Consider the following 24435-nt stretch of genomic DNA (forward strand, 5'->3'; position numbering starts at 1 on the left):
GCTCACCCGCCGCCACGGCGGCGAGCGCAGCGAGGAGACGTCATGACCACCCACCCGGACCCGGCCCTGCGGGAGACGCCGGCGGTCGCGCCGCAGGCCGGCCCGGCCGACGACTGGGCCCGCGGCGTGGACACCGTGCCGCAGGCCGTCGACACCCCGGACGAGCTCCAGCCGTACGCGGAGCTGGGCCTCCGCGACGACGAGTACGACCGGATCCGGCACATCCTCGGCCGCCGGCCCACCCAGGCCGAGCTGGCCATGTACTCGATCATGTGGAGCGAGCACTGCTCCTACAAGTCCAGCAAGGTGCACCTGCGCCAGTTCGGCGAGAAGGCCCCGCCGAGCGACCGGCTGCTCGCCGGCATCGGCGAGAACGCCGGCGTGGTCCGGGTCTCCGACGAGCTGGCGGTGACCTTCAAGGTCGAGTCGCACAACCACCCGAGCTTCGTCGAGCCGTACCAGGGCGCGGCGACCGGTGTCGGCGGCATCGTCCGGGACATCCTCGCCATGGGCGCCCGCCCGGTCGCCGTGATGGACCCGCTGCGCTTCGGCGCGGCCGACCACCCGGACACCGCCCGGGTGCTCCCCGGCGTGGTGGCCGGTGTCGGCGGCTACGGCAACTGCCTGGGCCTGCCGAACATCGGCGGCGAGGTCGTCTTCGACCCCTGCTACCAGGGCAACCCGCTGGTCAACGCGCTCTGCCTCGGCGTGCTGCCGGTCGACCGGCTGCAGAAGAAGGAGGCCGCCGGCCCCGGCAACGTCGTGGTGCTGATGGGCGCCAAGACCGGCCGGGACGGCATCGGCGGCGTGTCGGTGCTGGCCAGCGCCACCTTCGACGAGGGCAGCGAGCAGCGCCGCCCGTCGGTCCAGGTCGGCGACCCGTTCATGGAGAAGCTGCTGATCGAGGCCTGCCTCGAGCTGTACGACGCCGAGCTGGTCGTCGGCATCCAGGACCTCGGCGGTGCCGGCCTGACCTGCGCGTTGACCGAGACCGCCGCGTCCGCCGGCACCGGCATGCGGGTCTGGCTGGAGCGGGTCCCGCTGCGCGAGGCGTCGATGACCCCGCACGAGATCCTGGCCAGCGAGTCCCAGGAGCGCATGCTGCTGGTGGTCGCCCCGGACAAGCTGGAGGCGGTGCTCAAGACCGCCGAGAAGTGGGGCGTCTGGGCCACCGCGATCGGCGAGGTCACCGCGCCGTCGCCGGACGGCCAGCCGGGCCGGCTGGTCATCACCTGGCGCGACCAGCTCGTGGTGGACGTGCCGCCGGGCTCGTTGGTCGACGACGGGCCGGTCTACGCCCGCCCGATGCGGGAGCCGGCCGACCTCATCCTGCTCCAGGCCGACCGGGCCGAGACGCTGCCCCGGCCGAGCGACCCCGACGCGCTGCGCGAGACCGTGCTGCGGATGATCGCGTCGCCCAACCTGGCCGACAAGACCTGGGTCACCGAGCAGTACGACCGGTACGTGCTGGGCAACACCGTGCTGGCCCAGCCGGAGGACTCCGGCGTGATCCGGATCGACGAGCGGACCGGCCTCGGTGTCGCCCTCTCGCTCGACGGCAACGGCCGGTACGCCCGCCTCGACCCGTACCACGGGACGAAGCTCGCGCTGGCCGAGGCGTACCGGAACGTGGCGGTGACCGGCGCGACGCCGATCGCCGTGACCAACTGCCTCAACTTCGGCTCGCCGGAGGACCCGGGCGTGATGTGGCAGTTCGCCGAGGCCGTCCGCGGCCTGGCGGACGGCTGCCTGGAGCTGGGCATCCCGGTCACCGGCGGCAACGTCAGCTTCTACAACCAGACCGGCGCGGCGGCCATCCACCCGACCCCGGTGGTCGGCGTGCTGGGTGTGCTGGACAACGTCGCCGACCGGGTGTCGATGGGCTTCGTGCCCCGCCCGGCCGGCGACCACGACCAGCTCTTCCTGCTCGGCGAGACGCACGTCGAGCTCTCCGGCTCCGAGTGGGCCTGGGTGACCCACGAGCACCTCGGCGGCATCCCGCCGCAGGTCGACCTGGGCCGCGAACGGCAGCTCGCCGAGCTGCTGGCCGCCGCCGCCCGGGTGGGGCACCTCAGCTCCGCGCACGACCTCTCCGACGGTGGTCTCGCCCAGAGCCTGGTCGAGTCGTGCCTGCGGCGCGGCGTGGGGGCCCGGATCGCCGTGCCGGAGCAGTTCGCCGGCGGCTCGATGCCGTTCGTCTTCCTGTTCAGCGAGTCCGCCGGCCGGGTGCTGGTGTCGGTGCCGCGCGGGCACGAGAAGGCGTTCACCGCCCTCTGCGCCGAGCACGGTGTGCCGTGGGAGCCGATCGGGGTCACCGACCCGGCCGGGGGCGCCCTGGAGGTACACGGCCAGTTCCGGATCGGCCTCGACGAGCTGCGCGCGGCGCACAGCGAGACCCTGCCGCGGCTGTTCAGCGGCGCGGAGACGGCCCAGGTGGCGGTGGAGGCGACCCGTACCGGAACCACCACCGTCCTGCCGGCCACCGCTGAGCAGCCGGTGGACGTCGACCCCGAGGCGGTGGCCGCCGAGCCGATCGCCCGGGCCGGCGAGGCCCCGGTCGAGGTGGACGACGCGGCGGAGCCCGTCGAGGCCCCGGTCGAGGCCGAGGGGGTGCCCGCAGGGTCGGACGACGTGGCGACCGACGCCGCGCCCGAGGCCGGGCCGGAGGGGTCCGCGTCGGCTTCCGGTGAGCCGGACCAGCCCGCCGCGCCCGATCAGCGCTGAGGCGCTGGCCTTGGCCGTCTACGCCCAGCCCGGTTCCGGCGCCCGGTTCGACTGGGGGCTGACCGGGGCGGCGGAACTCGGCCGGGTGTGCGCGGCCCTGGTGGTGGTGGACGTGCTCTCGTTCACCACCGCCGTCGAGGTGGCGGTCGGCCGTGGCATGCGGGTGCACCCGTTTCCCTGGGGGGAGCAGGCCGCCGATTACGCCCGCCGGGTGGGTGCGGTGGCCGCGGTCGGCCGCCGGCAGATGACCCCGGAGCATCCGTGGTCCCTCTCGCCGGCGGCGTTGCGGACCGCGCCGGTCGTCCACGACCTGGTGCTGCCCTCGCCGAACGGCTCGGCCATCAGCGCCGCCGCGAGCGCCACCGGCGTGCCGGTGGTCGCGGCGTGCCTGCGTAACGCCCGCGCCGTCGGGCGCTGGCTGCGGGGCCAGGGGTACGGCTCGATCGACGCCCCGGTGGGCGTGGTGGCCGCCGGGGAGCGCTGGCCGGACGGCTCGCTGCGGCCCTGCGTGGAGGACCAGTTGGGGGCGGCGAGCGTGCTGGACGCCCTCGCCGGGGTGCCGGGTGGGCTCTCGGTGGAGGCGGCGATGGCGCTGGCCGCCCTGGCCAGCACGCCCGACGTGCCGGCCGCCGTGCGGGGCTGTGTCTCGGGGCGCGAGTTGACCGAGGGCGGCTTCGCCGAGGACGTGTCGGTCGCCGTCCAGGTCGGGGTCTCCGACGTGGTGCCGGTGCTCCGCCAGGGCTATTTCGCCGCCGCCTGATCCCTGCTGTTCCGCCGGTCGGGCGTCTTTGCAGCGACACTCGAGCGATCGGCGGCGCGGCCGATCGCCGGAGCAGCCCGGGAAGCGCAGTGGCCGCCCGGAGGAACCGGGCGGCCACTGTCGGGTTCGGGGCGTCGAGCCCCGGGTGGTCAGTCGTCCAACCAGTCGAGCCGGCGACCGCCGCGCTCCGGCGGGACGTCACCCCGGCCCCGGCCGGCCTGCGCGGGGTCGGCGTAGTGGCCGGGGCCCTGCTCGTAGCCGTGGTTGTCGTACCCGCCGCCCCGCTGCTGCGGGGGCTCCTGGCCGTAGCCGCCCTGCTGGCCGTAGCCACCCTGCGGGGCCTGGCCGTAACCGTCGTTGCCGTAGCCGCCGCGCTGGTCGTAGCCGTCGTAGCCGCCGGACGGGCCGCTGTCGTAGCCGCCGCGGCCCGGGCCGTTGTCGTAACCGCCCTGGGCGCCGTAGCCGCCGCCCGCCCCGTAGCCGTTGTCCGGCTCCGGACCACGGCCGTAGTGCCCCTGGTCCGGCTGGCCATAGCCCGGCCCCTGGTCGGGCTGGTAGGTGCTGGTCGGGTACGGGTCGGCCGGCGGGGCGTACGCGGTGCTGTCGCCGGTGTAGCGGCCGGTCGGCTCGTCGTACCGCTCGCCGCCGTAGCCGCCGCCCTGGGCGGGCGGGTAGCCGCCGGCCCCGGCGTCGTAGTCCCGGCTGCCGTAGCCGCCGCCCGAGGCCGGCGCGTTGCCGTAGCCGCCACCCGCGTTGCCGTAGCCGCCGCCCGAGGAGGGGGCGTTGCCGTAGCCGTTGCTGCCGTAGCCACCTTGGGCGGGTTCGTCGCCGTAGCCGCCGCCGGCCCAGCCAGCCGGGCCGCTGCCGTACCCGGACGCCGGCGCGCCGTACGGGTCCGGCGGGACGTCGTCCACGACCGGGCGGTGCATCATCGTCGGCGCGTCGCTCAGCGAGGCGCCACCGACCATCGTCGGCGCCGGACCGGCGCCCATCCCGTTGACCACCCGGGTCTGGTCTTCGACGCCCCGGTAGCCGCCCCGGGCGACCGGCACGGCCCCCGCCGCGACGGGCCCGGCGGGGCCGTCCCCGTCGTCCTCACCCTCGTTCTTGCGGCGCATGTAGAGCAGCACGATGGTGCCGACGCCGACGGCCACGAAGAGACCACCGAGCAGGATCAGCAGCCACGAGCCGAAGCCGCCGGAGTCCTCGTTGGCGGCGGGCTGCTGGGCGGCGGGCGCCTCGCTGGCCGGCTCGTCGGTCGCCTCCTCGGTCGCCTCGTCCGTCGGCAGGGCCTCTTCGGTCGCCGACGGGGTGACGCTCGGGCTGGCCTTCACCTCGATCGGCACGCCGAGTCGGACGCCGGTGACGGACTGGCCGGCGGAGGCGTTGATCGACTTGGTGTCCGTCTTGCCGTCCTTGCTGGCGCCGAGATCGATCCGGCCGGGCGCGATCGGGTCCGAGGTCGAGCCGGTGAAGCGGAAGTTGCCGCTGCCGTCCGTGGTGGTCTGGCGTTGCTTGCCCTGGCTGTCCCGAAGCATGACCAGCGCGCCGGACACCGGCTCGCTGTTGGCCGCGATGATCACCTTGCCGGAAACCGACTTAACGGTCTCCGGCTGCTGCGGCTGCTCGGGAGCGCCCTTGACGGTCATGTCACGAGCGTCGCTGGCCTGGTCGCCACCCGACTTGGCGGAGACCCGCACCTGGCCGGACTTGGTTGCGCCCGCAGGTAGGTTGTCGGCGACCAGGGTCACGGTGATCGAGACCGCGTTGTTGGGCGTGAGGACCCGGGCCGGCACATTGCACTCGCCCTGACACGACAGGCCGCTGAAGGTGTCGACGTTGATGCTGAAGGGGCTCGGCGTGTCGTTCTTGTTGGTGACGGAGAACGTCATCTGAGTCGACTGACCGCTCTGCAGCGTGCCCGTCGACAGGCCGGTGATCGACACCTCAGGGTCGGTCGCCAGGGCGGGTGTCGCGGGGACGGCGAGCAGCGCGCCGAACACCAGCGCCACGACCACACCGGCCCGCTGCTTCCAGGCACGTCGGTGTGTTGACACGTCCACCGCCTTCCGGGTCTGATCTCCTGACCGGCCGGGTGCCGGACCAAGGTTGATCACTCACGGTACGAATACGCCGTCGGCAACTATGCCTTGTCTGACCGGATCATCTCTACCCAGGGCCGGCCTCGACCGGGGTGTTGTGGAGTCGTATCGTCCCGTCGTGTCCTCTCCGCACAGTAAGTCCGCCGCGGTTGCGGCAGCCTTGACGGCGCTGGACGAGGGGCGTACGCCCGAACGGCCGGTGTTCCGGGAGGCGGTCCGTACCCTCTTGGCCACCCTCGCGGAGCGCGCCCCCGGCCGATCGGTGGAGGTGCGGGTTCCACCCTACGGTGCGGTGCAGTGCGTGGCGGGGCCGCGACACACCCGTGGTACGCCGCCAAATGTGGTGGAAATGGATCCGGCGACCTGGCTGGAACTGGCCACCGGCCGGCTCGGCTGGTCGCAGGCGGTCACGGAGGGTCGCGTACGCGTGAGCGGGGTCCGTGCCGACCTCTCCGCGCACCTACCGCTCTAGCTGGTCGCTCCCGCCGATCGGCGTCACCTTCGGTGGACTAATCGTGACTGTCGGTGTCGACTCGGATTCGCGTACACTGTCAGGCGACGACGGTCCCGGCCGACCACGCGGAGCTTGCCCCCCGACTCCGCCAGGCCAGTCCAGCAGAGGGAGCGGCAGGTGCCCCGAGGCGATGGCCGGCTGAGCCACGACCTTGACCCCCAACGACCCGGCCCGCAGGACGCGTGTGGCGTCTTCGGCGTCTGGGCGCCGGGGGAGGAGGTCGCCAACCTGACCTACTTCGGGCTCTACGCCCTCCAGCACCGCGGCCAGGAGGCCGCGGGCATCGCGGTCAGCGACGGCTCGGCGGTGGTGGTCTACAAGGACCTCGGCCTGGTCGCCCAGGTCTTCGACGAGCCGACCCTGGCCAGCCTGCGCGGGCACGTCGCGATCGGCCACGCGCGCTACTCGACCACCGGCGGCTCGACCTGGGAGAACGCCCAGCCGACGATCCGCGCGACCACGGCCGGCACCACCATCGCGCTGGCCCACAACGGCAACCTGGTCAACACCGCCGAGCTCCAGCGCGAGGTGGCCGAGCGGGGGATCGACCCGGACAGCTCGACCAACGACACCTCGCTGGTGACCATGCTGCTCGCCAGCCGGCCGGACCTCTCGGTCGAGGCCGCCGCGCTGGAGGTGCTGCCGCAGTTGCGCGGCGCGTTCAGCTTCGTCTTCATGGACGAGTCGACCCTCTACGCGGCCCGCGACCCGCATGGCGTCCGCCCGCTGGTGCTCGGCCGCCTGGAGCGCGGCTGGGTGGTCGCCAGCGAGACGGCCGCGCTGGACATCGTCGGCGCGAGCGTGGTCCGCGAGGTGGAGCCGGGCGAGCTGATCGCCATCGACGAGGACGGGCTGCGCTCCAGCCGGTTCGCCGCCCCGGAGCCCAAGGGCTGCCTCTTCGAGTACGTGTACATCGCCCGCCCGGACGCCACCATCGCCGGGCGCAACGTGCACGCGGCCCGGGTGCAGATCGGCCGCCAGTTGGCCAAGGAGCACCCGGTCGAAGCCGACCTGGTGATTCCGGTGCCCGAGTCCGGCACCCCCGCCGCGATCGGCTACGCCGAGGCCTCGGGCATCACCTACGGCGCCGGCCTGATGAAGAACCCGTACGTCGGGCGCACCTTCATCCAGCCCTCGCAGACCCTGCGCCAGCTCGGCATCCGGCTCAAGCTCAACCCGCTGCGGGAGAACGTCCGGGGCAAGCGCCTGGTGGTGGTGGACGACTCGATCGTCCGGGGCAACACCCAGCGGGCGATCGTGCGGATGCTGCGCGAGGCGGGTGCGCTGGAGGTGCACGTCCGGATCTCCTCCCCGCCGGTGAGCTGGCCGTGCTTCTACGGCATCGACTTCGCCACCCGGGCCGAGCTGCTGGCCAACGGGCTGGACAACGAAGGCGTCCGGCGGGCGATCGGCGCCGACACGCTGGGCTACGTATCACTTCCCGGTCTCATCGCCGCGACCGAGCAGCCGAAGACCCGGCTGTGCCGGGCGTGCTTCGATGGGGAGTACCCGATCGAACTGCCTGCCGGGAACCTGATCGGCAAGCACGTACTCGAAGGAGTGGGCCGCCGGGTCGCCGCCGAAGCGGCGGGCGACGCCCCGGAGTCCACCGCACTGGCCGCCACCCACCGCCCATAGCACCACCCACGCGGGACCGGCCGCCACAGGCGGGCCCGCGGGAACCACAAAAGGGGAGAACCGTGACCCACGTGTCCGAGCGCAGCGGCGCAGGAACCAGCCCGACGGGCGCCGGCGGCGACCGCCAGCCCTGGACGGCCGGCACCAGCCGCGCGACGCGCAAACGCTCGGTCTCGTACGCCGACGCCGGGGTGTCGATCGAGGCGGGCGACCGCGCGGTCGAGCTGCTGAAGTCCAAGGTCAAGCAGACCCGGCGCCCGGAGGTCATGGGTGACCTGGGCGGCTTCGCCGGCCTGTTCCGGCTGGACACGACGAAGTACAAGAACCCCATCCTGGCCTCGTCGACCGACGGCGTCGGCACCAAGCTGGTGATCGCCCAGCAGATGGACATCCACGACACGGTCGGCATCGACCTGGTCGCCATGGTCGTGGACGACCTGGTCGCCTGCGGTGCCGAGCCGCTCTTCCTGCTCGACTACATCGCCACCGGCGAGGTCGTCCCGGACAAGGTCGCCGAGATCGGCGCGGGCATCGCCGACGGCTGCCGGTACGCGGGCTGCGCCCTGCTCGGCGGCGAGACCGCGGAGCACCCGGGCGTGCTGCGCCCCGACGAGTACGACATCTCCGCGACCGGCGTCGGCGTGGTGGAGGAGAGCGAGATCCTCAGCCCGGAGCGGGTCGAGGTGGGCGACGTCGTGATCGCGATGCGCTCCTCCGGCCTGCACTCCAACGGCTACTCGCTGGTCCGGCACGTGCTGCTGGGCGTCGCCCGGATGCGGCTGGACGTGGTGATCGAGGACTTCGGCCGGCAGCGGACCCTCGGCGAGGAGCTGCTCACCCCGACCAAGATCTACGCGCAGGACTGCCTCAAGCTGATCGCCGAGGCCGAGGTGCGGGCGCTGGCCCACGTCACCGGCGGCGGCATCCCGGGCAACCTGGTCCGGATCCTGCCCGAGCACGTCGACGCGGTGGTCAACCGGTCGACCTGGAAGCCGCAGCCGATCTTCGACCTGATCCAGTCCAAGGGCCGGATCGAGGACCCGGAGATGGAGGCGACGTTCAACATGGGCGTCGGCATGTTCGCCATCGTCTCCGCCGAGGACGCCGACCGCGCGCTGGCCACCCTGACCGGCCGTGGCGTGGACGCCTGGCAGGCCGGCGAGATCATCGAGGGCTCCGGCAACGTGCAGATGATCGGTCAGCACACCCGCGGATGATCACCCTCTGGTGATCATCCGGCCACCTGATCGGGGGTTCACCCGAGTGGCCACCGCCGCCTAGCCTGAAGGGTCTGAGGGCTGGACGGGGGAGGGTTGATGGCTGCTCGTACGCATCCGGGGATGCGCGGGATCGCCGCGGTTCCCTCGTACGTGGTGATGCAGCCGACCACGCTCTGCAACCTGGACTGCGTCTACTGCTACCTGCCGATGCGGGCGGTGGACCGGCGGATGCCGGTGGCGGTCGCCGAGGCGGTGGCGGCCTCGGTGAACCCGTGGGCGGCCGCCGGGCGCTTCTCGGTGGTCTGGCACGGCGGGGAGCCCCTCGCGGCCGGCAGGGAGCATCTGGCCGCCCTGCTGGGCCCGTTCGCGCCGGAGGTGGAACACCACGTCCAGACCAACGCCACGCTGATCGACGACGCCTGGTGCGAGTTCTTCGCGGAGCACGGCGTCCGGGTCAGCGTGAGCGTGGACGGGCCGCGGGAGCGCAACACCGAGCGCGTCACCCGGGGCGGGCGGCCGGCGTACGAGCGGATCCTGGCCGGGGTGGCGACGCTGCGCCGGCACGGGCTGCCCTTCTCGGCCCTGGCGGTGGTCTCCCGGCCGGCGCCGGGCCTCGCCACCGAGCTGTACGACTACTTCCTCGACCTCGGCTGTGACGTGCTCGGCGTCAACATCGAGGAGACCGAGGGGGTCAACACCCGGACGAACGCCCGGGACGCCGCGGCGGTGACCGGGTTCTGGGCGGAGCTGGTGGGCGCCTGGCGCAGGGATCCGCGGATCCACCTGCGCGAGGTGGAGTGGTCGCTGCGCTACGCCGGGGCCGTGCTGGACGGCACCGCGGAGGACCTGCTGCCCCGCCGGCTGGATCCCATCCCGACCGTCGCCCAGGACGGCTCGGTGGTCGTGCTCTCCCCGGAGCTGGCCGGCTTCACCGACCCCCGGTACGGCGACTTCAGCAGCGGCAACGTGCTGACCACCCCGCTGGCCGAGATCCTGGCCGGTGCCGGGCGTACGCCCTGGGTGGGCGAGTTTCTCACCGGTGTCGAGGCGTGCCGGTCGTCCTGCCCCTACTTCGGGTTCTGCGGTGGTGGCCACGCGGCCAACCGCTACTTCGAGCTGGGGCGTTTCGACGGTACGGAGACCGAGCACTGCCGCAACAGCAAGATCCGCCTACTGGAGGGAGTGTTGGAGCATGCCCGAGACCACGAGTCACCGGCAGCCTGAGCGCGTCGCGGGAGCCCACCCGGACCTGGTCGCGGACCGGGTGCGGGAAGCCGCCGTGGGGTTGACCGCACTGCTCCACGAAGCGGAGGCCGCACGGCTGCTGCGGGCGGAGGTGTCGGGCGGCGACGGGGCCAGCGCGGTCTGCGCCTGGAACCACTTCGAGAACATCCCGACGTTCTACAACTGGAACAACCGGCCCCGCTGACCGTACGAGCCCGCGATCAGGGACCTGCCGATCGTCCGGAGTGCTCCGGGGTGGCGAGGTCCCTGATCGTCGGCTTGGCGCTGCCTGGGACGGGCACATGCGTGAGCACGCGGGGAGTCACCGCGTGCTCAGATGCGACCGGAGGTCAGCGGGTCGGACGCGCCCAGGGATCCGGGTCGTCGTCCGCGTGGTCCTCATCATCGTCGTCGACATACTCTTTGTAGTCGTCGTCGAAGTTGTGCTCAGACTTACCAGCACCCGCCAACTCGCGCTGCAAGGCGGTGAGGTCGGTGTTCGGGGAGTGGTACTTCAACTCCCGGGCCACCTTCGTCTGCTTGGCCTTAGCACGGCCGCGCCCCATGGCTCGACCCCCTCGCACAGAATGCGGGGCAGCCCGAAGGCGGGCCCCGATGACGTCAGGCATCTCTCGTGGCTCTTACGGTACATGGGGATGCCACCGTTCGGCACCTCGGGTTACCGTCAGCCGGCCCTGCGCGTCGCAGTCATCCGGCCGTCACAAAGTGTACCCGGTAAGGAGCGATGCCTGGGGTTGGCCGTGACGGCGGGCAAACCGGCACGAATCGTCCCATCTCCCAGCTTAACGCCGGGGCGGCCGGGCTCGTGACCCGGGGGCGGAGCGGGTGCCCCGCCCCCGGCGTGACGTTCAGCGCAGGTGGATCGTGCGCAGCCGCCCGACCTCGGCCATCCGCCGCTCGGCGAGCCGGTCCGCGGCCACCGCCGGCGGGACGCCCTCGTCGTCGGCGAGGCGGAGGATCTCCCGGGTGGTGTTGTAGATGCGGGTGGCCCGCAGCTTCGCCCGCTCGAAGTTGAAGCCCTCGATCTCGTCGGCGACCTGGATCACACCGCCGGCGTTCACCACGTAGTCCGGGGCGTAGAGGATGCCCCGGTCGGCGAGGACCTTCTCGATGCCCGGGTGGGCGAGCTGGTTGTTCGCCGCGCCGGCGACCACCTTGGCCCGCAGCACCGGCACCGTGTCGTCGTTCAGTGCGCCACCCAGCGCGCACGGGGCGTACACGTCGATGTCGGAGGCGACCAGGGCGGCGGTGTCGTCCACCAGCTCGACCTGCGGGTGGGTGGCGCGCACCCACTCCAGGGCCTTCGGGTTGACGTCGGTCGCCACCACCTCGGCGCCGTCCTCCAGCAGGTGCGCGGTGAGGTACTTGCCGACCTTGCCCAGGCCCGCCACGCCGACCCGGCGGCCGGACAGGGTCGGGGCGCCCCAGACGTGCTCGGCGGCGGCCCGCATGCCCTGGAAGACGCCCCAGGCGGTCAAGATGGAGGAGTCCCCGGCGCCGCCGTGCTCCACGCTGCGGCCGGTGACGTACCTCGTCTCGCGGGCGATCACGTCCATGTCGGCCACGTAGGTGCCGACGTCGCAGGCGGTGTAGTAGCGGCCGGCGAGGGACTCCACGAAGCGCCCGTACGCGCGCAGCAGGGGCTCGCTCTTGATCTGCTCCGGGTCACCCCAGATGACCGCCTTGCCGCCGCCGAGGTCGAGGCCGGCCAGGGCGTTCTTGTACGCCATGCCCCGGGAGAGGTCGAGCACGTCGGCGAGGGCCTCCTCCTCGCTGGCGTACGGGTAGAACCGGGTACCGCCGAGCGCGGGGCCCAGCGCGGTCGAGTAGATCCCGATGATCGCCTTCAGCCCGGACTGCTTGTCCTGGCAGAAGACCACCTGTTCGTGACCCGTGGTTCCCGGGTCTTCGGTGCTGGCGAAAACGCCCATGGCTGACTCCTGTGTCGGTGTGCGCCCTTGTGGGGTGCGGACCAGATGGCACGCCGGCGGGATGCTGCCGGTGCTGCTGAGCCTAATATCGGCCGGAGCCGTACTGTCGCGCACGTCACGTCCCACCGTCGCGCCGACGGGGTACGGGTCCCGTCTCGTGGGAGGATCGCCCCGTGCCGTCGCTCTTCGCTTCTTACCTGCGCGTGTACGAGCCGCTGACCGCCTTCGATCGGGAACGTCAGTCGTTCTGGCGCCGGTACGTGAACGAGGGCCGGGCCATCGCCCCGCTGGAGGGCCCGGTCCGGCAGCGGACCGCGGTGATCGAGGCGCTCGGCGCCGGCTGGACCCGGCTGCCCGACCTGCCCGACGAGGCGTACGTCCTGGAGACCGACGACTCGCTGCTGGTCTGCCCGTGGAACCTGCGGGTCCGGGTCGCGGAGGCGGCGCTCAGCGCCCGGGACGGCGTGCCCTCGGTGCTGGCCGACGCGTTCGTGCCGCCGATCCTGGCCGGTCAGGCCAAGGCGGTGGTGGAGGACTGGCGCAGCGGGGCGCGGGTGCTGGAGCATGGGGTGCCCCGGGTGCACGAGCAGATCGCCACCTGGGGCGTGCCGCTGCGCTGGTTCGTGCTCTTCGAGGCGCAGGAGCGGCACCTGGTCACCGACCCGGCCCGGCGTGCGCTCCGCTACCGCACCGAGATCTCCAAGGCGCGCCGTCGCTCGTCCCGGGCGCTCTCCGTGCTGCGCAAGTCGATCGGCGAGGCGCCGATCACCGAGGCGGTCGAGGAGGCGGCGCGCTGGCTGGAGGAGTTCCACCCGCGCTCGGTGGTGGAGTTGGACTACGGCGGCCTGGTGCAGCTGCTGCCGGACGAGACCCTGGCGGCGGACGACTCGACCGAGCTGGTCGCCGCGGGGCTGGCCGGGCTCTCCCGGGGCGAGGCGGAGGAGGCCTCGGCGGCGTACGACAAGCTGGTCGCCCGGTGGCGGGCGGTGCAGCTGCTGGAGCGCTGCAACTAGGGTCCGGGGCGGGGCCGGCTGATCGCCCCGACATGCCGCGAACGGTGCTGTCCGGCAGCGGCGACACTCCCGCGTGCCGCGACACGCGAACGCCCGCCCGATTTGCCAGGTTGAGACCTCTCGATGCGAGACTGTCTCGTAGTTGACGCATCACGAACCGTGATCATGAGTCCCTATAAGGTAGTTTCTGCGGCATAAAAGTCGTAAAAATCGGGCATGGTTCATCCGTCCGTCTAGGGACCTTCAGCCGTTCGGCCCATGTCGGACATCGGGGACTAGCCGGACCATGGGAGACGCGTCGGCCGGCGGGACCCCGGCCGATGTCTATACATGTGGAGGAGTGACCCCGATGGCATCGCGAACGCACGAACCAGAGCCGCTACTCACGCCGGCCGAGGTGGCGTCGATGTTCCGTGTCGACCCGAAGACGGTTACCCGGTGGGCCAAGGCTGGCAAGCTCAGCGCCATCCGGACCCTGGGCGGCCACCGTCGATACCGCGAGTCGGAGGTCCGGGCCCTGCTGCAGGGGCAGATCCCCCAGCAGCGTCAGGGGGACTGAGACCCGGACGTTTCCAGCGTTCCGATCAGGGGCGGCCGGACGTACGCGAGAGCGACGACCCGCCGCCCTTCGTCGTATCCGGGGTTCCTACTCGTCCAGCACGATCCGCAGCCCGACCGTGCCGCCCTCCCCCCGCCGTAGCCGGCTGCCCAGCAGGCTCAGCCGGCCGATCAGCCGGTACTTCTGCTTCAACAGGCTCCGGATCCGCCGGGTCGTGGCCGGATCCAGGATCGACGCGTGCCCCGGCGCCGCCTCGCCGTGCGGCCGCCCGCGCACGTCGCACGGGGCCACCGTCACCCGGCCGTCCCGCCGGATCCGCTTGACCTTGCCGGAGTCCGACACCGTCCAGACCGCCAGCGCGTTGCCGTCCCGCACCGCCCAGACCGGCGTCGGCACCGCCCGACCGTCCTTCCGGAAGGTGGTGAGCAGCACGTACTTCTCCGCCGCCAAGCGGTCCAGGTCGGTCACGCCGCCCAGGATACGGCCGCGACAGCCCCGCCGAGCCCGGATAGCGTGATCGCCGTGACGGGGGAACCCACCATCGGCGACGTGTTCGGCGAGATGATCCGCGACGCGTACGCCGTCGCCACCGGGATCGGGCCCCGGCCGCTGGTCGGCGGGCGGCTGCCCCGGCCGGTCATCGAGATCATCGAGCGGGACGACGGGCTGGTCAACGGCGTGCCCGCCGCCCACTACCTGGACCCGCCGGAGGCGTGGCAGCCGTACGACCACCGGGCCGTGGCCCGGGTCCGTGGTGCGGTGCTGGACGTCGGTGCCGGTGCCGGCCGGATCGCGCTGCACCTCCAGGAGCAGGGGGTGCCGGTCACCGGGCTGGACACCTCGCTCGGGGCGCTGCGGGTCTGCCGCCACCGGGGCGTACGCGAGCGGGTGCACGCCACCGTGGACGAGCACGTGGCCGACGGCCGGCGGTACGACACCTTCCTGCTGCTCGGCAACAACGTGGGGCTGTTCGAGGGGCGGGAACGGGCGCCCGCGTTCCTGGCCGCCCTCGCCGCGCTGGCCCGGCCCGGCGCGCAGGTGATCGCGCACGGCACCGACCCGTACGGCACCACCGACCCGGTGCACACCGGCTACCACGAGCTCAACCGGCGGCGGGGCCGGCTCGGCGGGCAGCTCCGGCTGCGGCTTCGCTACCGGCTGCTCGGCACCGAGTGGTTCGACTATCTGGTGTGCTCGGTCGACGAGTTCGCCGAGCTGGTCCACGGCTCGCCGTGGCGCCTGGTCGACGTCGACGACAGGGACCGCCCGTACTACCTGGCGACGCTCAAGCTGGCGCGTTAGGAGGGGCCCCTTGTTATCGCCTGGGCGATAACAAGGGGCCCCTCCTTTCAGACCTGCACGGTCGGGGTGGTCTGCTCCGGCGGGAGGCCGCCGTCGCCGTCGACCACCTCGTCGGGGGTGCCGTCCTCGTCGATGTCGACCATGGTGATGTCCACCTTGCCGTCACCGTCGGTGTCGAACTGGAAGAGGTCGGCCTTCCCGTCGCCGTCGGTGTCCACCACCCACACGTCGGTACGCCCGTCGTTGTTGGTGTCCGCGCGCAGCAGGTCCACCCGCTCGTCGCCGCGCGTCTCCACGGTCTCGGTGTTCTCCGCGCTCTCCGGTGCCTGACTCATGTCGGTCCTTCCCTCGACGTTGGAGGCCGTCTGTACCCGATCCGGCGCGCCCCCACGCATGCCGCCCGGGTGGGCCCTGCATAGGGTCGCACCCATGAACGAGCGGAGCGGGCGGGCCGGCGCGGCGGAGACCCCGCGCGTCACCGCGCGCGGCGAGGGGACGTCATGAGTGGTCGTTTTGTGGTCGTCGGGGCCGGCACGATGGGCCTCGGCATCGCGTACGTGGCGGCCGGTGCCGGCTACGCGGTCGAGCTGGTCGAGGTGGACCCGGAACGCGGCGCCGGCGCCGTACGGCGCGTCGGTGAGCTGTGGGAGCGCGGGGTCCAGCGCGGCAAGCTGACCGCCGAGCAGGCGACGGCGAACCGGGAGCGGGTCACCCTGCGGGCCGGGCTCGCCGAGGTCGCCGAGGGGCCCGACGTGATCGTCGAGGCGGTGCCCGAGCGGCTCGACCTCAAGCGGTCGGTGCTCCGGGAGGCCGAGGCCCGGCGTCCCGCCCTGCTGAGCAGCAACACCTCCAGCATCCCGATCGCCGAGCTGGCCGACGGGCTGGACCGGCCGGCGGACTTCCTGGGGCTGCACTTCTTCAACCCGGTCTGGGCGATGGCGCTGCTGGAGATCGTGGTCGGCCCGGCCACCGCCGCCGGCACCACCGAGGCGGCCGTCGCGCTCGCCGGGCGGCTGGGCAAGGACCCCGTCGTCGTACGCGACATGCCCGGCTTCGCCACCTCCCGGCTCGGGGTCACCCTCGGGCTGGAGGCGATCCGGATGGTCGCCGATGGGGTGGCCGCTCCCGCCGACATCGACAAGGCGATGGTGCTCGGCTACCGGCACCCGGTGGGCCCGCTGGAGCTGACCGATCTGGTCGGGCTGGACGTCCGCCTCGACATCGCCCGCACCCTTCAGGCCGCGTACGGGGACCGGTTCGCGCCGCCGCCGCTGCTGGTGGAGATGGTGGCCGCCGGGAAGCTCGGCAAGAAGTCCGGCCAGGGCTTCTACACCTGGAAGGGCGGGGTCAAGCAGTGAGTGGGCTGCGGATCGAGGAGCTGCCGGACCGGCTGGTGGTCACCCTGGACCGGCCGGAGAAGCGCAACGCGATCGACGCGGACCTGATCGTGGAGCTGCACGCGGTCTGCGCGGAGCTGGAGGCACGGCCCCGGCTGCTGCTGCTCACCGGCGGCACGGAGGGCATCTTCGCCGGTGGCGCCGACATCGCCCAGCTCCGCGAGCGCGGCCGGCTGGACGCGCTGGCCGCCATCAACCAGGCCGCCTTCGCCCGGATCCGGGCGCTGCCGATGCCCACCGTGGCCGCCGTCGACGGCCCGGCGCTGGGCGGCGGCGCCGAGCTGGCGTACGCGTGTGATCTGCGGGTGTGTACGGCGCGTGCGGTGTTCGGCCAGCCCGAGGTGCGGCTGGGCATCCTGGCCGGCGCCGGCGCGACCCACCGCCTGCCGGCGCTGGTCGGCGAGGCCCGGGCCAAGGAACTGCTCTTCACCGGCCGGCGGGTGGACGCCGAGGAGGCCCTGCGGATCGGGCTGGTGAACCGGGTGGTGGCCGAGCCGGCGGAGCTGCTGCCCTCCGCGCACGGCCTGCTCGACGAGATCGCGGAGGGTTCGGCGCTGGCGGTGCGGCTGACCAAGCTGGCCGTGGACGCCCCGCCGGCCGCCCACCCGCAACTCGACCTGCTCAGCCAGGCGGTGCTCTTCGAGGACGAGGAGAAGCACCGGCGGATGACCGAGTTCCTGGAACGCCGCCGGTCCCGCTGACCGGTCGACACAGGAACGAGGGCCGCACCGGTTCGCCCGGTGCGGCCCTCGTCGTCGTCAGCGGTCAGTGCCGGATCTGCACCCCGGCGTCGGCCAGCGCGGTGATCACGCGCGCCGACTCACCGAAGCCGATCACCAGTACGGCGTCCGCGCGGAAGTCCTTGATCTGCCGCGCGCCGTCGCTGAAGTCGACCGGCGGCGCCTTGGCGTCGGCCGGCGGCTCGTAGGTGAGCAGCTTGACCCGGTCCGCGCCCACCCCGGCCCGCTCCAGCTCGGCGCGGACGTTCTCCTGGAGGCCCTCGCCGTAGGAGTCCTTACGGGCCACGATGGCGATCTTGTGCGGGCCGTCGCGGAGGATCACGTCGGCCAGCGCCCGGCCCTGAAGGATGTCCGACGGGGCGGTACGGAAGTAGAGGCCCTTGTCGTCGATGGTGGTCAGCCCGGCGTCGGTGTTCGACGGGGAGAAGAGCACCCGACCGGCGGCCACCACGTCGGGCAGCACGGCCCGGGAGATGCCCGAGGCGGCCGCACCGATGATGACGTGCACGCCCTTGCTGACGTGCGAGGCGACGGTCGCCTTGGCGATCGTCGGGTTGGTGCCGTCGTCGCCGTCGATCCAGGTCACCGGCTCGCCGAGCACCCCACCGGCGGCGTTGACCTCCTTGAGGGCCAGCGCCGCGCCAGCCGCGATCGGCGGGTAGGCCAGCGCCAGGTCACCGGTCTTCGGCAGGAGCCCGCCGAGCACCAGCGGGGCACCCGCCTCCTTGCCCGGCTTGCCGCGCTGCTTCTTGCCGCGCGGCGGGGCCTTGCTGCTCGCCGCGGACTCGTCACCGGCGCCGACGAACTCGGTCTTGCCGTCGTTGATCTTCTTGTCGTCGAAGTGCAGGGTGGCGTAGCTGGCGGTGGCCGGCTCGCCGGCATCGGTGAACCCGGCCCGGGTCAGCGACACCCCCCGGTACTCGATGTCCTGGCCCGCGCGGGCCAGCTGGAGGCAGGTCCCCGGATCGTCGCACCGCTGTCCGCCGGTGGTCACCCCGACGATCTGCTTGGCGATCTCGCCCGGGTCGGTGGTGCCGGCGAGCTGGGCGGCCAGCGCGCTGATCACGACGGCGTCGTACGTCTCGGCCGAGTAGAGGAAGTCCTTCAGCTTCGGGTCTACGGTGCGTAGCCGATCCTTGAAGGTCTCGGGCAGCGGCGTGAGCGGGATCGTGCCCTTCATGCCGTTGAGCAGATCCGCCCGGTCCTTGAGCTCGTCGACGTACGAGTTCTGCATGTTGCCGTCGGTGCCGTAGAGGCGCACCTGGGTGGTGGTGGTCGCCCCCTCGGGCTTGTCGCTCCCGCAGGCGCTGGTGGCGAGCAGGAGCGCCGCGCAGGCCGTGGACACGGCCGCGCGCGACGCGCGTGATACGAGCATGGTCGTCCTTCCTCCGGCGAAGGTCCGCTGCGCACATTAGCGTGCCGGCGCGGACCGTGGGACCGTGGAGGTCGCTCCGTCGGCAGCCCGACTGCGGGTATCACTCAGCGTGACAGTGGTGCTGTTTCGGGGTCACCGCTTGACCCCCGGAAGTACTGTTCGGCGGGTGAGCGACGAAGCACAGCAGACGCTGGACGATGCGACCGCCGTGCTCCGCTCGGCCCTGGCCGGTGACGGCGACGCGGTGGTGGGCACCTTCGACGCGGTGGTGGACCGCTCCGGCCTGGCCGGCGCGTACGGGGTGGCGTGGTGTCTGGCCGCCGCCATGGTCGGTGACGACGCCCCGACCGGCGGCGCCGCCCTGGACTTCCCCGGCATCGACCAGGCCGCCTACGACACCCGATGGGTGGCCCGCTTCGTCAGCGCGTACGCCAACGACGACGCCGACACCGGCGAGGCGCTCTTCGGGGCCGCCGTGGCCGACGGGTTGCTGCCGGACTGCCTGCTCACCCTCGCCGGGTCGACGGTGGCCACGCTGCGGAGCCGGGCGGACTGACCGCGCCGGGGTGGCCGGCGGGTCCGGCGGCACCGGCTGTGGTAGCTCTGGTGCATGTCCGAGGCGATGCTCAGCAAGGTCCGGAAGCTGCTCGCCCAGGCCGAGGACCCGGCCTGCACGCCCGCCGAGTCGGCCGCGTTCATGGCCAAGGCGACCGAGCTGATCGCCCGCTACGGCGTGGACCGGGCGCTGCTCGCGGCGAGGGAACCGGCCACCGACCCGGTCGGCGACCGGGTGGTCGAGGTCGTCGCCCCGTACGCCCGGGACAAGGCCGGCCTGCTCGCCGCCGTCGCCGACCCGCTGCGCTGCCGCTGCGTGCGACGCCGGCAGGGCACCGGTTTCGCCATGCACCTCTTCGGCTTCGCCAGCGACCTGGAACGGGTCGAGCTGCTTTTCACCTCGCTGCTGGTGCAGGCCGCGCACGGGCTGGCCGGCGCCGCGGTGCCGGCCGGGGAGCATCCGGCCGCGTTCCGGCGTACCTGGCTGGCCGGCTTCGCGCACGTGGTGGCGGAGCGGTTGCGGGCGGCCGAGGCCGACGCGGTCGCCGGGTCCGGGGCACCCTCGATGGCGCTGGTGCTCGCTGACCGTTCCGGCCGGGTCCAGCGCCGGCTGGCCGAGGCCTATCCCCGCCTGCGTACCGCCCCGGCGCGGCGGCTGGCCGGCACCGGCTTCGGCTCGGGGGCGGCGGCGGGCCGCCGGGCCGACCTGGGTGGCCCGGGCGTGGCCGGGGCCGGCACGACGCGCGGCATCGGGCGCTGACAGCCGCAGGGCTGACGCGGTGCCGGGCCGGCTCAGCCCGCGTTGCGCTCGACCGTGGCGAGGTAGCGGCGGAGCAGCTCGTGCCAACCGGCGGTCAGCGCCTCCCGGTAGCCCTCGGCTGCCTCGCCGTGCCGGTCGAAGTTGCGGTGTTCGACCTCCACCCGCGTCCGGTCCGGCCCCTCGGGCAGGAAGAGCACCTCGACCTCGCTGGCCCGCGCCGGGTCGGGCACCGGCACCCGGTCCGGCCCGATCTGCCAGGTGAACACCAGCCGGCGGGGCGGGTCCCAGGTGAGCACCCGGCCGAAGTCGCTCCGGAAGCCGTACGGGCCGATCTCGTAGAGCATCCCGCCGGCGCGGGGCTCGATGCCCAGCTCAGCCAGGGCGTCGGGCCCGGACCAGGTGTACTCGCGCACCCACCAGTCGGTCAGCGATCCGGTGAAGACGGCGAAGGCCCGTTCGGCGGAGGCCGGGGCGAGCAGGCGGCAGCGGAGGGAGAAGCGGTCGAATTCCTGGCGGACGTCATCCGGATCGCTCATCTCCTGTCCCATAGGCCCGGACCATACCGGCTGATGCCTCGCTGCGCAGCTTCGCGGGCGCCCGCTCGTCGACGCCTGAGGCGGGGACGGATGTCGCGGCGCAAACCGGGTAACCGCCGCCGATCCGGCCCGGCGGACGGGCCAGCGGGGAGCGGGGAGCATGACCGAGAGCGAAGCGACCGAGCGGGAACGGGAGCCGGACGTCCTGCTCGACATCCCGGAGGTGGCGGTCGACCAGCTCCGGCTGGCGGTGGACGGGCTCGACGCGGACCTGTCGCTGCGTGCCCGGCTGGCGAACCTGGTCCAGCTCGACGCCGGGGTCCGGGTGCGCCTGTAGGGCGTCGAGCTGGATGTCACCGGGGTGAGCGCCGAGGCCCTGCTCAAGGTGCGCCTGGAGAAACTGGTGCAGATCCTGGACCGGGCGCTGACCACCCTGGATCGGAACCCGCAGATCATCGACGCGCTGGCCCGTGCGGCGGGGGTCACCGCCGAGGAGGTGGGCCCGATGATCCAGGAGATCGCCGACCGGGCGGGCGAGCCCGCTGCCGCGCCGACGCCCGCCGCCGCGCCGGTGCCGGTCACCGCGCCGACGCCCGCCCGGTCCCCGGAGCCGCCGACCGGACCGTCAGGCGGTGCCGAGCGCCCGCCGGGTGCTGCCGAGCAGCCCTCGGGCGAGCCCTCGCCGGGTGGTGCCGGCGGTGCAGCACCGGGCTCCGGTGGGGGCCAGGGAGAAGGCGGCCGGGGTGCGGGGGGCCAGGGCGAGGGCGGGGCGGCGTCCGGAGCGGCTCAGCTCGCGGGCCAGGCCGGCGAGAGCCTGCGGCAGGCGGGCCGCAGCGTGTGGGAGGCGATCCAGAGCGGGATGGGACAGAACCGCGAGCAGCGCCCGAAGCGGTGACCGCGGGGACGCCGGTCAGGTCCTCGTCGCACCTGTCGTAGCCAGGCCGTCGGACCTTCGTTCGGGCCCGGTCGCTCCGGCAAAGGTTGCCGGTGAGAGCGTCATGTCGGAGAGACATAAAGATGTCTCTCCGACATGACGCTCTCAGGTGGTGGTTGGCCTCGCCCGGGCTGGGATCGCGGCGGGATCAGGGCGGGGTCGGGATCAGCGCGACCCGGGAGCGGAGCGCCACCAGGCCGTACGCCGCAGCAGCAGCAAGCCCGCGACCGGGGTGAGGGTGATCGCGAGGGCGAGGCTGCTCGCCGCGTCCCGGGGCGTCCAGAGCAGGTTGTCGCCGATCCCGTTGGCGTGCGCGGTCAGCGAGGCCGCGACCAGCAGCCCCAGCGCCGCCAGCACCGCGCCCGTCCGGCGCAGGCGTCCGCGCGGCGGCCGAGACCGTCGGGACGGTCGGGAACGCCGGGCCGGCTCCGCGCCGGGGTCGGTGGGCGCCGGCCGAGCCGGAACGCCGTCGGCGTCGCGGGGCATCCGGTCGGCCGCCGTCCCGGGGTTCGGCGCCGGGCGGACCGCCGGAGCCGCCGAGCCGGTCAGCCGCCGCTGAAGGGCGGTGAGGCCCCGGACGGCCCAGGCCAGCGGCGGGACGACCAGCAGCAGGATGAGGGTGGCGTGGGTGGCCCAGGCGCCGGCCAGGGTCGGGCCGCCCCAGGAGTCGGCGTAGCGGTCGGCCCAGATGTCCCCGGTCGAGCCGCCGATGCCGAGCCAGGGGCGGAACGGGTACGCCAGCACGTTGATCAGCACCAGGAAGGCGAGCGTGCCGGTGAGCGCGGACCCGGCGAGCGCGACCGGCAGGGCGAGCAGCGCGCGGGCCAGGTTCCGGATCCGGCCCGGGCGGCGCAGGGCGGTGGCCAGCGCCGCCAGGGCGCTCGGCAGCGCGATGACGGACCAGGCGAGGCGGCGGAGCGTCTCGGCCCGGTACGCCACCCGCCACGGGGTGAGGGCGCGGTGGAGGAGGTGACGTACGTCTCCGGCTGGGGTCATACCGCCAGTCTTCGCGGCGGCACCGTCCGGCACCATCGGGAGGATCCCCGGCTCACCCCCGAGACCGAACCCCGGACCCGGGCCGGCGAAAAAGCAAGATCCCCACCGGCGTTTCCGCAAGTGGGGACCTCTGTAGCCCGGCGAAAGGCTATGTGGCCAGGGGCGGGGTCGAACCGCCGACCTTCCGATTTTCAGTCGGACGCTCGTACCAACTGAGCTACCTGGCCGTGGTGCTCGGCTCATGCTACCGCACGGGCCGATACGCAGAACGCCGCGCGTGGAAGGCGCGGCGTCAGCGCTTGCGGTCCTGACGGGACTTGAACCCGCGACCTCCGCCTTGACAGGGCGGCGAGCACTCCGACTGCTCCACAGGACCTGGCTGGTGTTGCATCCGGTCGGAACCGGACCGTGCCCCCAACGGGATTCGAACCCGTGCTACCGCCTTGAAAGGGCGGCGTCCTGGGCCGCTAGACGATGAGGGCGGCCCCGCCATCATTGCATACTCGCAACTTCAAGCGGACTTGCTCCCATCCGGCCCCGCCGGAGGCATGAGAAGCATATGCCATGCCTCCTCGGACGGCCAAACCGGTATGGCTACCGGCACACCGACGAAGGAAAGAGCAGGTCAACGGGGGTGTTAGCGGAGCCTGGAGATCCCGTACCGACGCCGGAGGTCGGGAATCAGGGTCCGGCAGGCGGCCATCGTCTGGCTCCGGTCGCCCCCCGCGTCATGCATCAGCACGACCGAGCCGGGCCGGCTCGCCGACTCCACCCGCTTGATGATCGTCTGCGCCGGCGGGCGGTCCCAGTCCTGCGGGTCGACGCTCCAGTGCAGCGGTCGCATGCCGAGTTGGGCCGCCACCGCCACCTCCTCGGCCGTCCACCGGCCGCCGGGCTGGCGGAACCAGGCGATCCTGGCCTTCGGGGCGGCGGCCCGGATCGCCTGGTTGGTCCGGACCAGATCGGCCCGGATGTCCGCCACCGGGCGCCGGCCGAGGTCCATGTCGTGCCGCCAGCTGTGGTTGCACAGCTGGTGGCCCTCCCGGACGATCCGTGCCACCAGCTGCGGGTAGCGCCGGGCCTCCTTGCCGACCAGGCAGAACGTCGCCGTGACGTGCGCCGCGCGGAGCTGGTCGAGGATCTGCGGCGTCCAGCGCGGGTTCGGTCCGTCGTCGAAGGTGAGCGCCACCCCCCGGTCACCGCTGTGCCGGTGCAGCCCGGCGGGCAGGGTCTTGGGCAGCGGGCGCAGCTGCGGCTTGGGCTTGGGCTTCGGCGGGGCGGTGCGGCTGGGGCGCGGCGTGGGCGTCGGACGCGGCGGGGCGGCCGAGGCCGCGGGCGGACCGTCGGCCCGGGACGGGGTCTTGCCAGGTTCGCCACAGCCGGCCAGGAGCAGGACCAGGCCGACGGCGAGCGCCAGCAGGGCGCGTGGACGCATCGTCGCTCCCGGAGGGGTCGGGGTACGCGGACTTTCCGACCGTAGTGGACGAAGCGCCGATCCGGGAGGGGCGGTCAGTCGGTCGCGGACTGGTCCAGGGAGTCCCGTACCGCCAGTGCCAGCGAGATCGCCTCGGTCAGATCCACCGGGCGGACCACCCCGGCGGGCAGCGTGTCGGCCCGCCAACCCGGGCCGGCGGCGAGCACCAGCAGCGGCCGCCGCGGGGCGGCGAGCAGCGCGGAGAGCTGGTGCGGATCGGCGGTGGCCCGGGTGTGCGACCAGAGCACCACGGCCGCCGGCCCGGTCCGGGCGACCGCCTCGAGCAGGGCCGCCACCGGCACCCGCGCGCCCAGCATCCGGTAGCTCACGCCGACCTCGGCGAGGGCGGCGCCCAGCGCCTCCAGCGGCAGGGTGTGCTGCTCCTCGTCGGCGCAGGAGAGCAGGATCCGGGCCGGCCCGGTGGTCGGGTGGGACCGGGCCGTGGCGGCGAGCGCCTCCGACACGCACCGGGACATCAGGTGCTCCACCTCGATCAACCCGGCGGTGGCAGTGTGCCGCTCCCCGATGCCGGCGAGGACCGGCCGCAGCAGCCCGTCCCAGGTGGCGACCACGCCGTCGGTGGCGAGGCCGTACGCGATCGTCTCGCTGATGGCGGCCGAGTCCAGCCGCATGGCGGCCCGCGCCAGCCCGCGGGCGACC

The 24435-nt window shown here is 73.3% G+C and carries 26 protein-coding genes and 3 tRNA genes; 16 read left to right on the forward strand and 13 right to left on the reverse strand.

Annotation, left to right across the window (positions count from 1 at the left end):
- The first annotated feature begins 42 nt into the window (after nucleotides 1-42).
- Complete coding sequence (gene purL / locus EFE23_RS11540) at nucleotides 43-2724, forward strand: phosphoribosylformylglycinamidine synthase subunit PurL (protein ID WP_123240892.1); 2682 nt, start codon at nucleotides 43-45, stop codon at nucleotides 2722-2724.
- Between the two features lie 10 nt (nucleotides 2725-2734).
- Nucleotides 2735-3484 (forward strand): 2-phosphosulfolactate phosphatase, encoded by a 750-nt coding sequence (locus tag EFE23_RS11545; protein WP_123240917.1) that lies wholly within the window; start codon nucleotides 2735-2737, stop codon nucleotides 3482-3484.
- Between the two features lie 149 nt (nucleotides 3485-3633).
- Here EFE23_RS11545 and EFE23_RS11550 read toward each other — a convergent pair whose 3' ends face one another.
- Entirely contained in the window at nucleotides 3634-5541 is a 1908-nt protein-coding gene (locus tag EFE23_RS11550) for a carboxypeptidase regulatory-like domain-containing protein (RefSeq protein WP_123240918.1), read from the reverse strand.
- Between the two features lie 163 nt (nucleotides 5542-5704).
- On the opposite strand from EFE23_RS11550, the gene EFE23_RS11555 reads away from it, so the two are divergent.
- From EFE23_RS11555 to amcA, 5 genes are all read left to right on the forward strand, one after another.
- Entirely contained in the window at nucleotides 5705-6058 is a 354-nt protein-coding gene (locus tag EFE23_RS11555; protein ID WP_123240893.1) for a sterol carrier family protein, read from the forward strand.
- Nucleotides 6059-6217: 159 nt separating this feature from the next.
- Nucleotides 6218-7738 (forward strand): amidophosphoribosyltransferase, encoded by a 1521-nt coding sequence (gene purF / locus EFE23_RS11560; protein WP_123240894.1) that lies wholly within the window; start codon nucleotides 6218-6220, stop codon nucleotides 7736-7738.
- Between the two features lie 62 nt (nucleotides 7739-7800).
- A complete protein-coding gene (purM, locus tag EFE23_RS11565) occupies nucleotides 7801-8955 on the forward strand; it encodes a phosphoribosylformylglycinamidine cyclo-ligase (RefSeq protein WP_123240895.1) in 1155 nt (384 codons plus the stop codon).
- A gap of 123 nt (nucleotides 8956-9078) precedes the next feature.
- Nucleotides 9079-10182, forward strand: coding sequence for a cyclophane-forming radical SAM peptide maturase AmcB (amcB, locus tag EFE23_RS11570; RefSeq protein WP_199737022.1), 1104 nt, complete (start codon nucleotides 9079-9081; stop codon nucleotides 10180-10182).
- Nucleotides 10151-10387: a multiple cyclophane-containing RiPP AmcA gene (amcA, locus tag EFE23_RS11575; protein ID WP_123240897.1), complete on the forward strand. Its 237-nt coding sequence runs from the start codon at nucleotides 10151-10153 to the stop codon at nucleotides 10385-10387. Before amcB ends, amcA begins: the two co-directional genes overlap by 32 nt.
- Before the next feature lie 145 nt (nucleotides 10388-10532).
- On the opposite strand, the gene EFE23_RS11580 is transcribed toward amcA, so the two are convergent.
- Nucleotides 10533-10748 carry a DUF3073 domain-containing protein gene (locus EFE23_RS11580; protein ID WP_091081690.1) on the reverse strand — a complete coding sequence of 72 codons (216 nt, stop codon included), beginning with the start codon at nucleotides 10746-10748 and terminating at the stop codon, nucleotides 10533-10535.
- Between the two features lie 303 nt (nucleotides 10749-11051).
- Nucleotides 11052-12134 carry a Glu/Leu/Phe/Val family dehydrogenase gene (locus tag EFE23_RS11585; protein WP_123240898.1) on the reverse strand — a complete coding sequence of 361 codons (1083 nt, stop codon included), beginning with the start codon at nucleotides 12132-12134 and terminating at the stop codon, nucleotides 11052-11054.
- A 173-nt stretch (nucleotides 12135-12307) separates the two neighbouring features.
- Here EFE23_RS11585 and EFE23_RS11590 point away from each other — a divergent pair, with 173 nt between their 5' ends.
- Together EFE23_RS11590 and EFE23_RS11595 are read left to right on the forward strand one after the other, a co-directional pair.
- Nucleotides 12308-13147, forward strand: a complete 840-nt coding sequence (locus tag EFE23_RS11590) for a DUF8083 family protein (RefSeq protein WP_123240899.1) — start codon at nucleotides 12308-12310, stop codon at nucleotides 13145-13147.
- A gap of 349 nt (nucleotides 13148-13496) precedes the next feature.
- Nucleotides 13497-13706, forward strand: a complete 210-nt coding sequence (locus EFE23_RS11595) for a BldC family transcriptional regulator (RefSeq protein WP_007073996.1) — start codon at nucleotides 13497-13499, stop codon at nucleotides 13704-13706.
- 87 nt (nucleotides 13707-13793) lie between these two features.
- On the opposite strand, the gene EFE23_RS11600 is transcribed toward EFE23_RS11595, so the two are convergent.
- Nucleotides 13794-14174: a PPOX class F420-dependent oxidoreductase gene (locus EFE23_RS11600; protein WP_123240900.1), complete on the reverse strand. Its 381-nt coding sequence runs from the start codon at nucleotides 14172-14174 to the stop codon at nucleotides 13794-13796.
- A gap of 54 nt (nucleotides 14175-14228) precedes the next feature.
- On the opposite strand from EFE23_RS11600, the gene EFE23_RS11605 reads away from it, so the two are divergent.
- Nucleotides 14229-15008 (forward strand): class I SAM-dependent methyltransferase, encoded by a 780-nt coding sequence (locus EFE23_RS11605; protein WP_123240919.1) that lies wholly within the window; start codon nucleotides 14229-14231, stop codon nucleotides 15006-15008.
- Between the two features lie 47 nt (nucleotides 15009-15055).
- Here EFE23_RS11605 and EFE23_RS11610 read toward each other — a convergent pair whose 3' ends face one another.
- A complete protein-coding gene (locus tag EFE23_RS11610) occupies nucleotides 15056-15343 on the reverse strand; it encodes a hypothetical protein (RefSeq protein WP_123240901.1) in 288 nt (95 codons plus the stop codon).
- A 165-nt stretch (nucleotides 15344-15508) separates the two neighbouring features.
- Between EFE23_RS11610 and EFE23_RS11615 the strand changes: the two genes are divergently transcribed.
- Both EFE23_RS11615 and EFE23_RS11620 read left to right on the forward strand, forming a co-directional pair.
- Entirely contained in the window at nucleotides 15509-16366 is an 858-nt protein-coding gene (locus tag EFE23_RS11615) for a 3-hydroxyacyl-CoA dehydrogenase family protein (RefSeq protein WP_123240902.1), read from the forward strand.
- Nucleotides 16363-17106, forward strand: coding sequence for an enoyl-CoA hydratase/isomerase family protein (locus tag EFE23_RS11620; protein WP_123240903.1), 744 nt, complete (start codon nucleotides 16363-16365; stop codon nucleotides 17104-17106). Before EFE23_RS11615 ends, EFE23_RS11620 begins: the two co-directional genes overlap by 4 nt.
- Before the next feature lie 64 nt (nucleotides 17107-17170).
- On the opposite strand, the gene EFE23_RS11625 is transcribed toward EFE23_RS11620, so the two are convergent.
- Complete coding sequence (locus EFE23_RS11625) at nucleotides 17171-18520, reverse strand: ABC transporter substrate-binding protein (protein WP_123240904.1); 1350 nt, start codon at nucleotides 18518-18520, stop codon at nucleotides 17171-17173.
- A 166-nt stretch (nucleotides 18521-18686) separates the two neighbouring features.
- Here EFE23_RS11625 and EFE23_RS11630 point away from each other — a divergent pair, with 166 nt between their 5' ends.
- The gene (locus EFE23_RS11630; protein ID WP_123240905.1) at nucleotides 18687-19076 is read left to right on the forward strand and encodes a hypothetical protein; all 390 of its coding nucleotides are present in this window, start codon (nucleotides 18687-18689) and stop codon (nucleotides 19074-19076) included.
- Nucleotides 19077-19130: 54 nt separating this feature from the next.
- The gene (locus EFE23_RS11635; protein ID WP_123240906.1) at nucleotides 19131-19835 is read left to right on the forward strand and encodes a DUF2786 domain-containing protein; all 705 of its coding nucleotides are present in this window, start codon (nucleotides 19131-19133) and stop codon (nucleotides 19833-19835) included.
- A 32-nt stretch (nucleotides 19836-19867) separates the two neighbouring features.
- On the opposite strand, the gene EFE23_RS11640 is transcribed toward EFE23_RS11635, so the two are convergent.
- Nucleotides 19868-20383, reverse strand: a complete 516-nt coding sequence (locus EFE23_RS11640; RefSeq protein ID WP_123240907.1) for an SRPBCC family protein — start codon at nucleotides 20381-20383, stop codon at nucleotides 19868-19870.
- Between the two features lie 148 nt (nucleotides 20384-20531).
- Here EFE23_RS11640 and EFE23_RS28145 point away from each other — a divergent pair, with 148 nt between their 5' ends.
- Both EFE23_RS28145 and EFE23_RS11645 read left to right on the forward strand, forming a co-directional pair.
- Entirely contained in the window at nucleotides 20532-20708 is a 177-nt protein-coding gene (locus EFE23_RS28145) for a hypothetical protein (RefSeq protein ID WP_158675847.1), read from the forward strand.
- 24 nt (nucleotides 20709-20732) lie between these two features.
- Nucleotides 20733-21266, forward strand: coding sequence for a hypothetical protein (locus EFE23_RS11645; protein ID WP_123240908.1), 534 nt, complete (start codon nucleotides 20733-20735; stop codon nucleotides 21264-21266).
- 204 nt (nucleotides 21267-21470) lie between these two features.
- Here the strand turns inward: EFE23_RS11645 and EFE23_RS11650 are convergent, their stop codons facing one another.
- The 6 genes from EFE23_RS11650 to EFE23_RS11675 form a co-directional block, all read right to left on the reverse strand.
- Nucleotides 21471-22301, reverse strand: coding sequence for a hypothetical protein (locus EFE23_RS11650; protein ID WP_148058432.1), 831 nt, complete (start codon nucleotides 22299-22301; stop codon nucleotides 21471-21473).
- 153 nt (nucleotides 22302-22454) lie between these two features.
- Nucleotides 22455-22528, reverse strand: a tRNA-Phe gene (locus EFE23_RS11655).
- Between the two features lie 75 nt (nucleotides 22529-22603).
- Nucleotides 22604-22677, reverse strand: a tRNA-Asp gene (locus EFE23_RS11660).
- A gap of 33 nt (nucleotides 22678-22710) precedes the next feature.
- Nucleotides 22711-22783, reverse strand: a tRNA-Glu gene (locus EFE23_RS11665).
- A 155-nt stretch (nucleotides 22784-22938) separates the two neighbouring features.
- Entirely contained in the window at nucleotides 22939-23736 is a 798-nt protein-coding gene (locus EFE23_RS11670; protein ID WP_123240910.1) for a polysaccharide deacetylase family protein, read from the reverse strand.
- Between the two features lie 74 nt (nucleotides 23737-23810).
- Nucleotides 23811-24435, reverse strand: a 625-nt coding sequence (locus EFE23_RS11675) for a B12-binding domain-containing protein (RefSeq protein ID WP_148058433.1), incomplete at its 5' end; no start/stop codon positions are given.

Source organism: Micromonospora solifontis (genome assembly GCF_003725545.1).
In the GTDB taxonomy this organism is placed as follows: domain Bacteria; phylum Actinomycetota; class Actinomycetes; order Mycobacteriales; family Micromonosporaceae; genus Micromonospora; species Micromonospora solifontis.

What these genes read in the sequence shown, in the direction of transcription:
- purL (WP_123240892.1), top strand. Translation starts at nt 43, where the DNA reads ATGACCACCCACCCGGACCCGGCCCTGCGGGAGACGCCGGCGGTCGCG.
- EFE23_RS11580 (WP_091081690.1), bottom strand. Translation starts at nt 10,748, where the DNA reads ATGGGGCGCGGCCGTGCTAAGGCCAAGCAGACGAAGGTGGCCCGGGAG.
- amcB (WP_199737022.1), top strand. Translation starts at nt 9,079, where the DNA reads ATGCGCGGGATCGCCGCGGTTCCCTCGTACGTGGTGATGCAGCCGACC.
- amcA (WP_123240897.1), top strand. Translation starts at nt 10,151, where the DNA reads ATGCCCGAGACCACGAGTCACCGGCAGCCTGAGCGCGTCGCGGGAGCC.
- EFE23_RS11610 (WP_123240901.1), bottom strand. Translation starts at nt 15,343, where the DNA reads ATGAGTCAGGCACCGGAGAGCGCGGAGAACACCGAGACCGTGGAGACG.
- EFE23_RS11615 (WP_123240902.1), top strand. Translation starts at nt 15,509, where the DNA reads ATGAGTGGTCGTTTTGTGGTCGTCGGGGCCGGCACGATGGGCCTCGGC.
- EFE23_RS11640 (WP_123240907.1), bottom strand. Translation starts at nt 20,383, where the DNA reads ATGGGACAGGAGATGAGCGATCCGGATGACGTCCGCCAGGAATTCGAC.
- EFE23_RS11650 (WP_148058432.1), bottom strand. Translation starts at nt 22,301, where the DNA reads ATGACCCCAGCCGGAGACGTACGTCACCTCCTCCACCGCGCCCTCACC.
- EFE23_RS11595 (WP_007073996.1), top strand. Translation starts at nt 13,497, where the DNA reads ATGGCATCGCGAACGCACGAACCAGAGCCGCTACTCACGCCGGCCGAG.
- EFE23_RS11585 (WP_123240898.1), bottom strand. Translation starts at nt 12,134, where the DNA reads ATGGGCGTTTTCGCCAGCACCGAAGACCCGGGAACCACGGGTCACGAA.
- EFE23_RS28145 (WP_158675847.1), top strand. Translation starts at nt 20,532, where the DNA reads ATGACCGAGAGCGAAGCGACCGAGCGGGAACGGGAGCCGGACGTCCTG.
- EFE23_RS11625 (WP_123240904.1), bottom strand. Translation starts at nt 18,520, where the DNA reads ATGCTCGTATCACGCGCGTCGCGCGCGGCCGTGTCCACGGCCTGCGCG.
- EFE23_RS11670 (WP_123240910.1), bottom strand. Translation starts at nt 23,736, where the DNA reads ATGCGTCCACGCGCCCTGCTGGCGCTCGCCGTCGGCCTGGTCCTGCTC.
- EFE23_RS11635 (WP_123240906.1), top strand. Translation starts at nt 19,131, where the DNA reads ATGTCCGAGGCGATGCTCAGCAAGGTCCGGAAGCTGCTCGCCCAGGCC.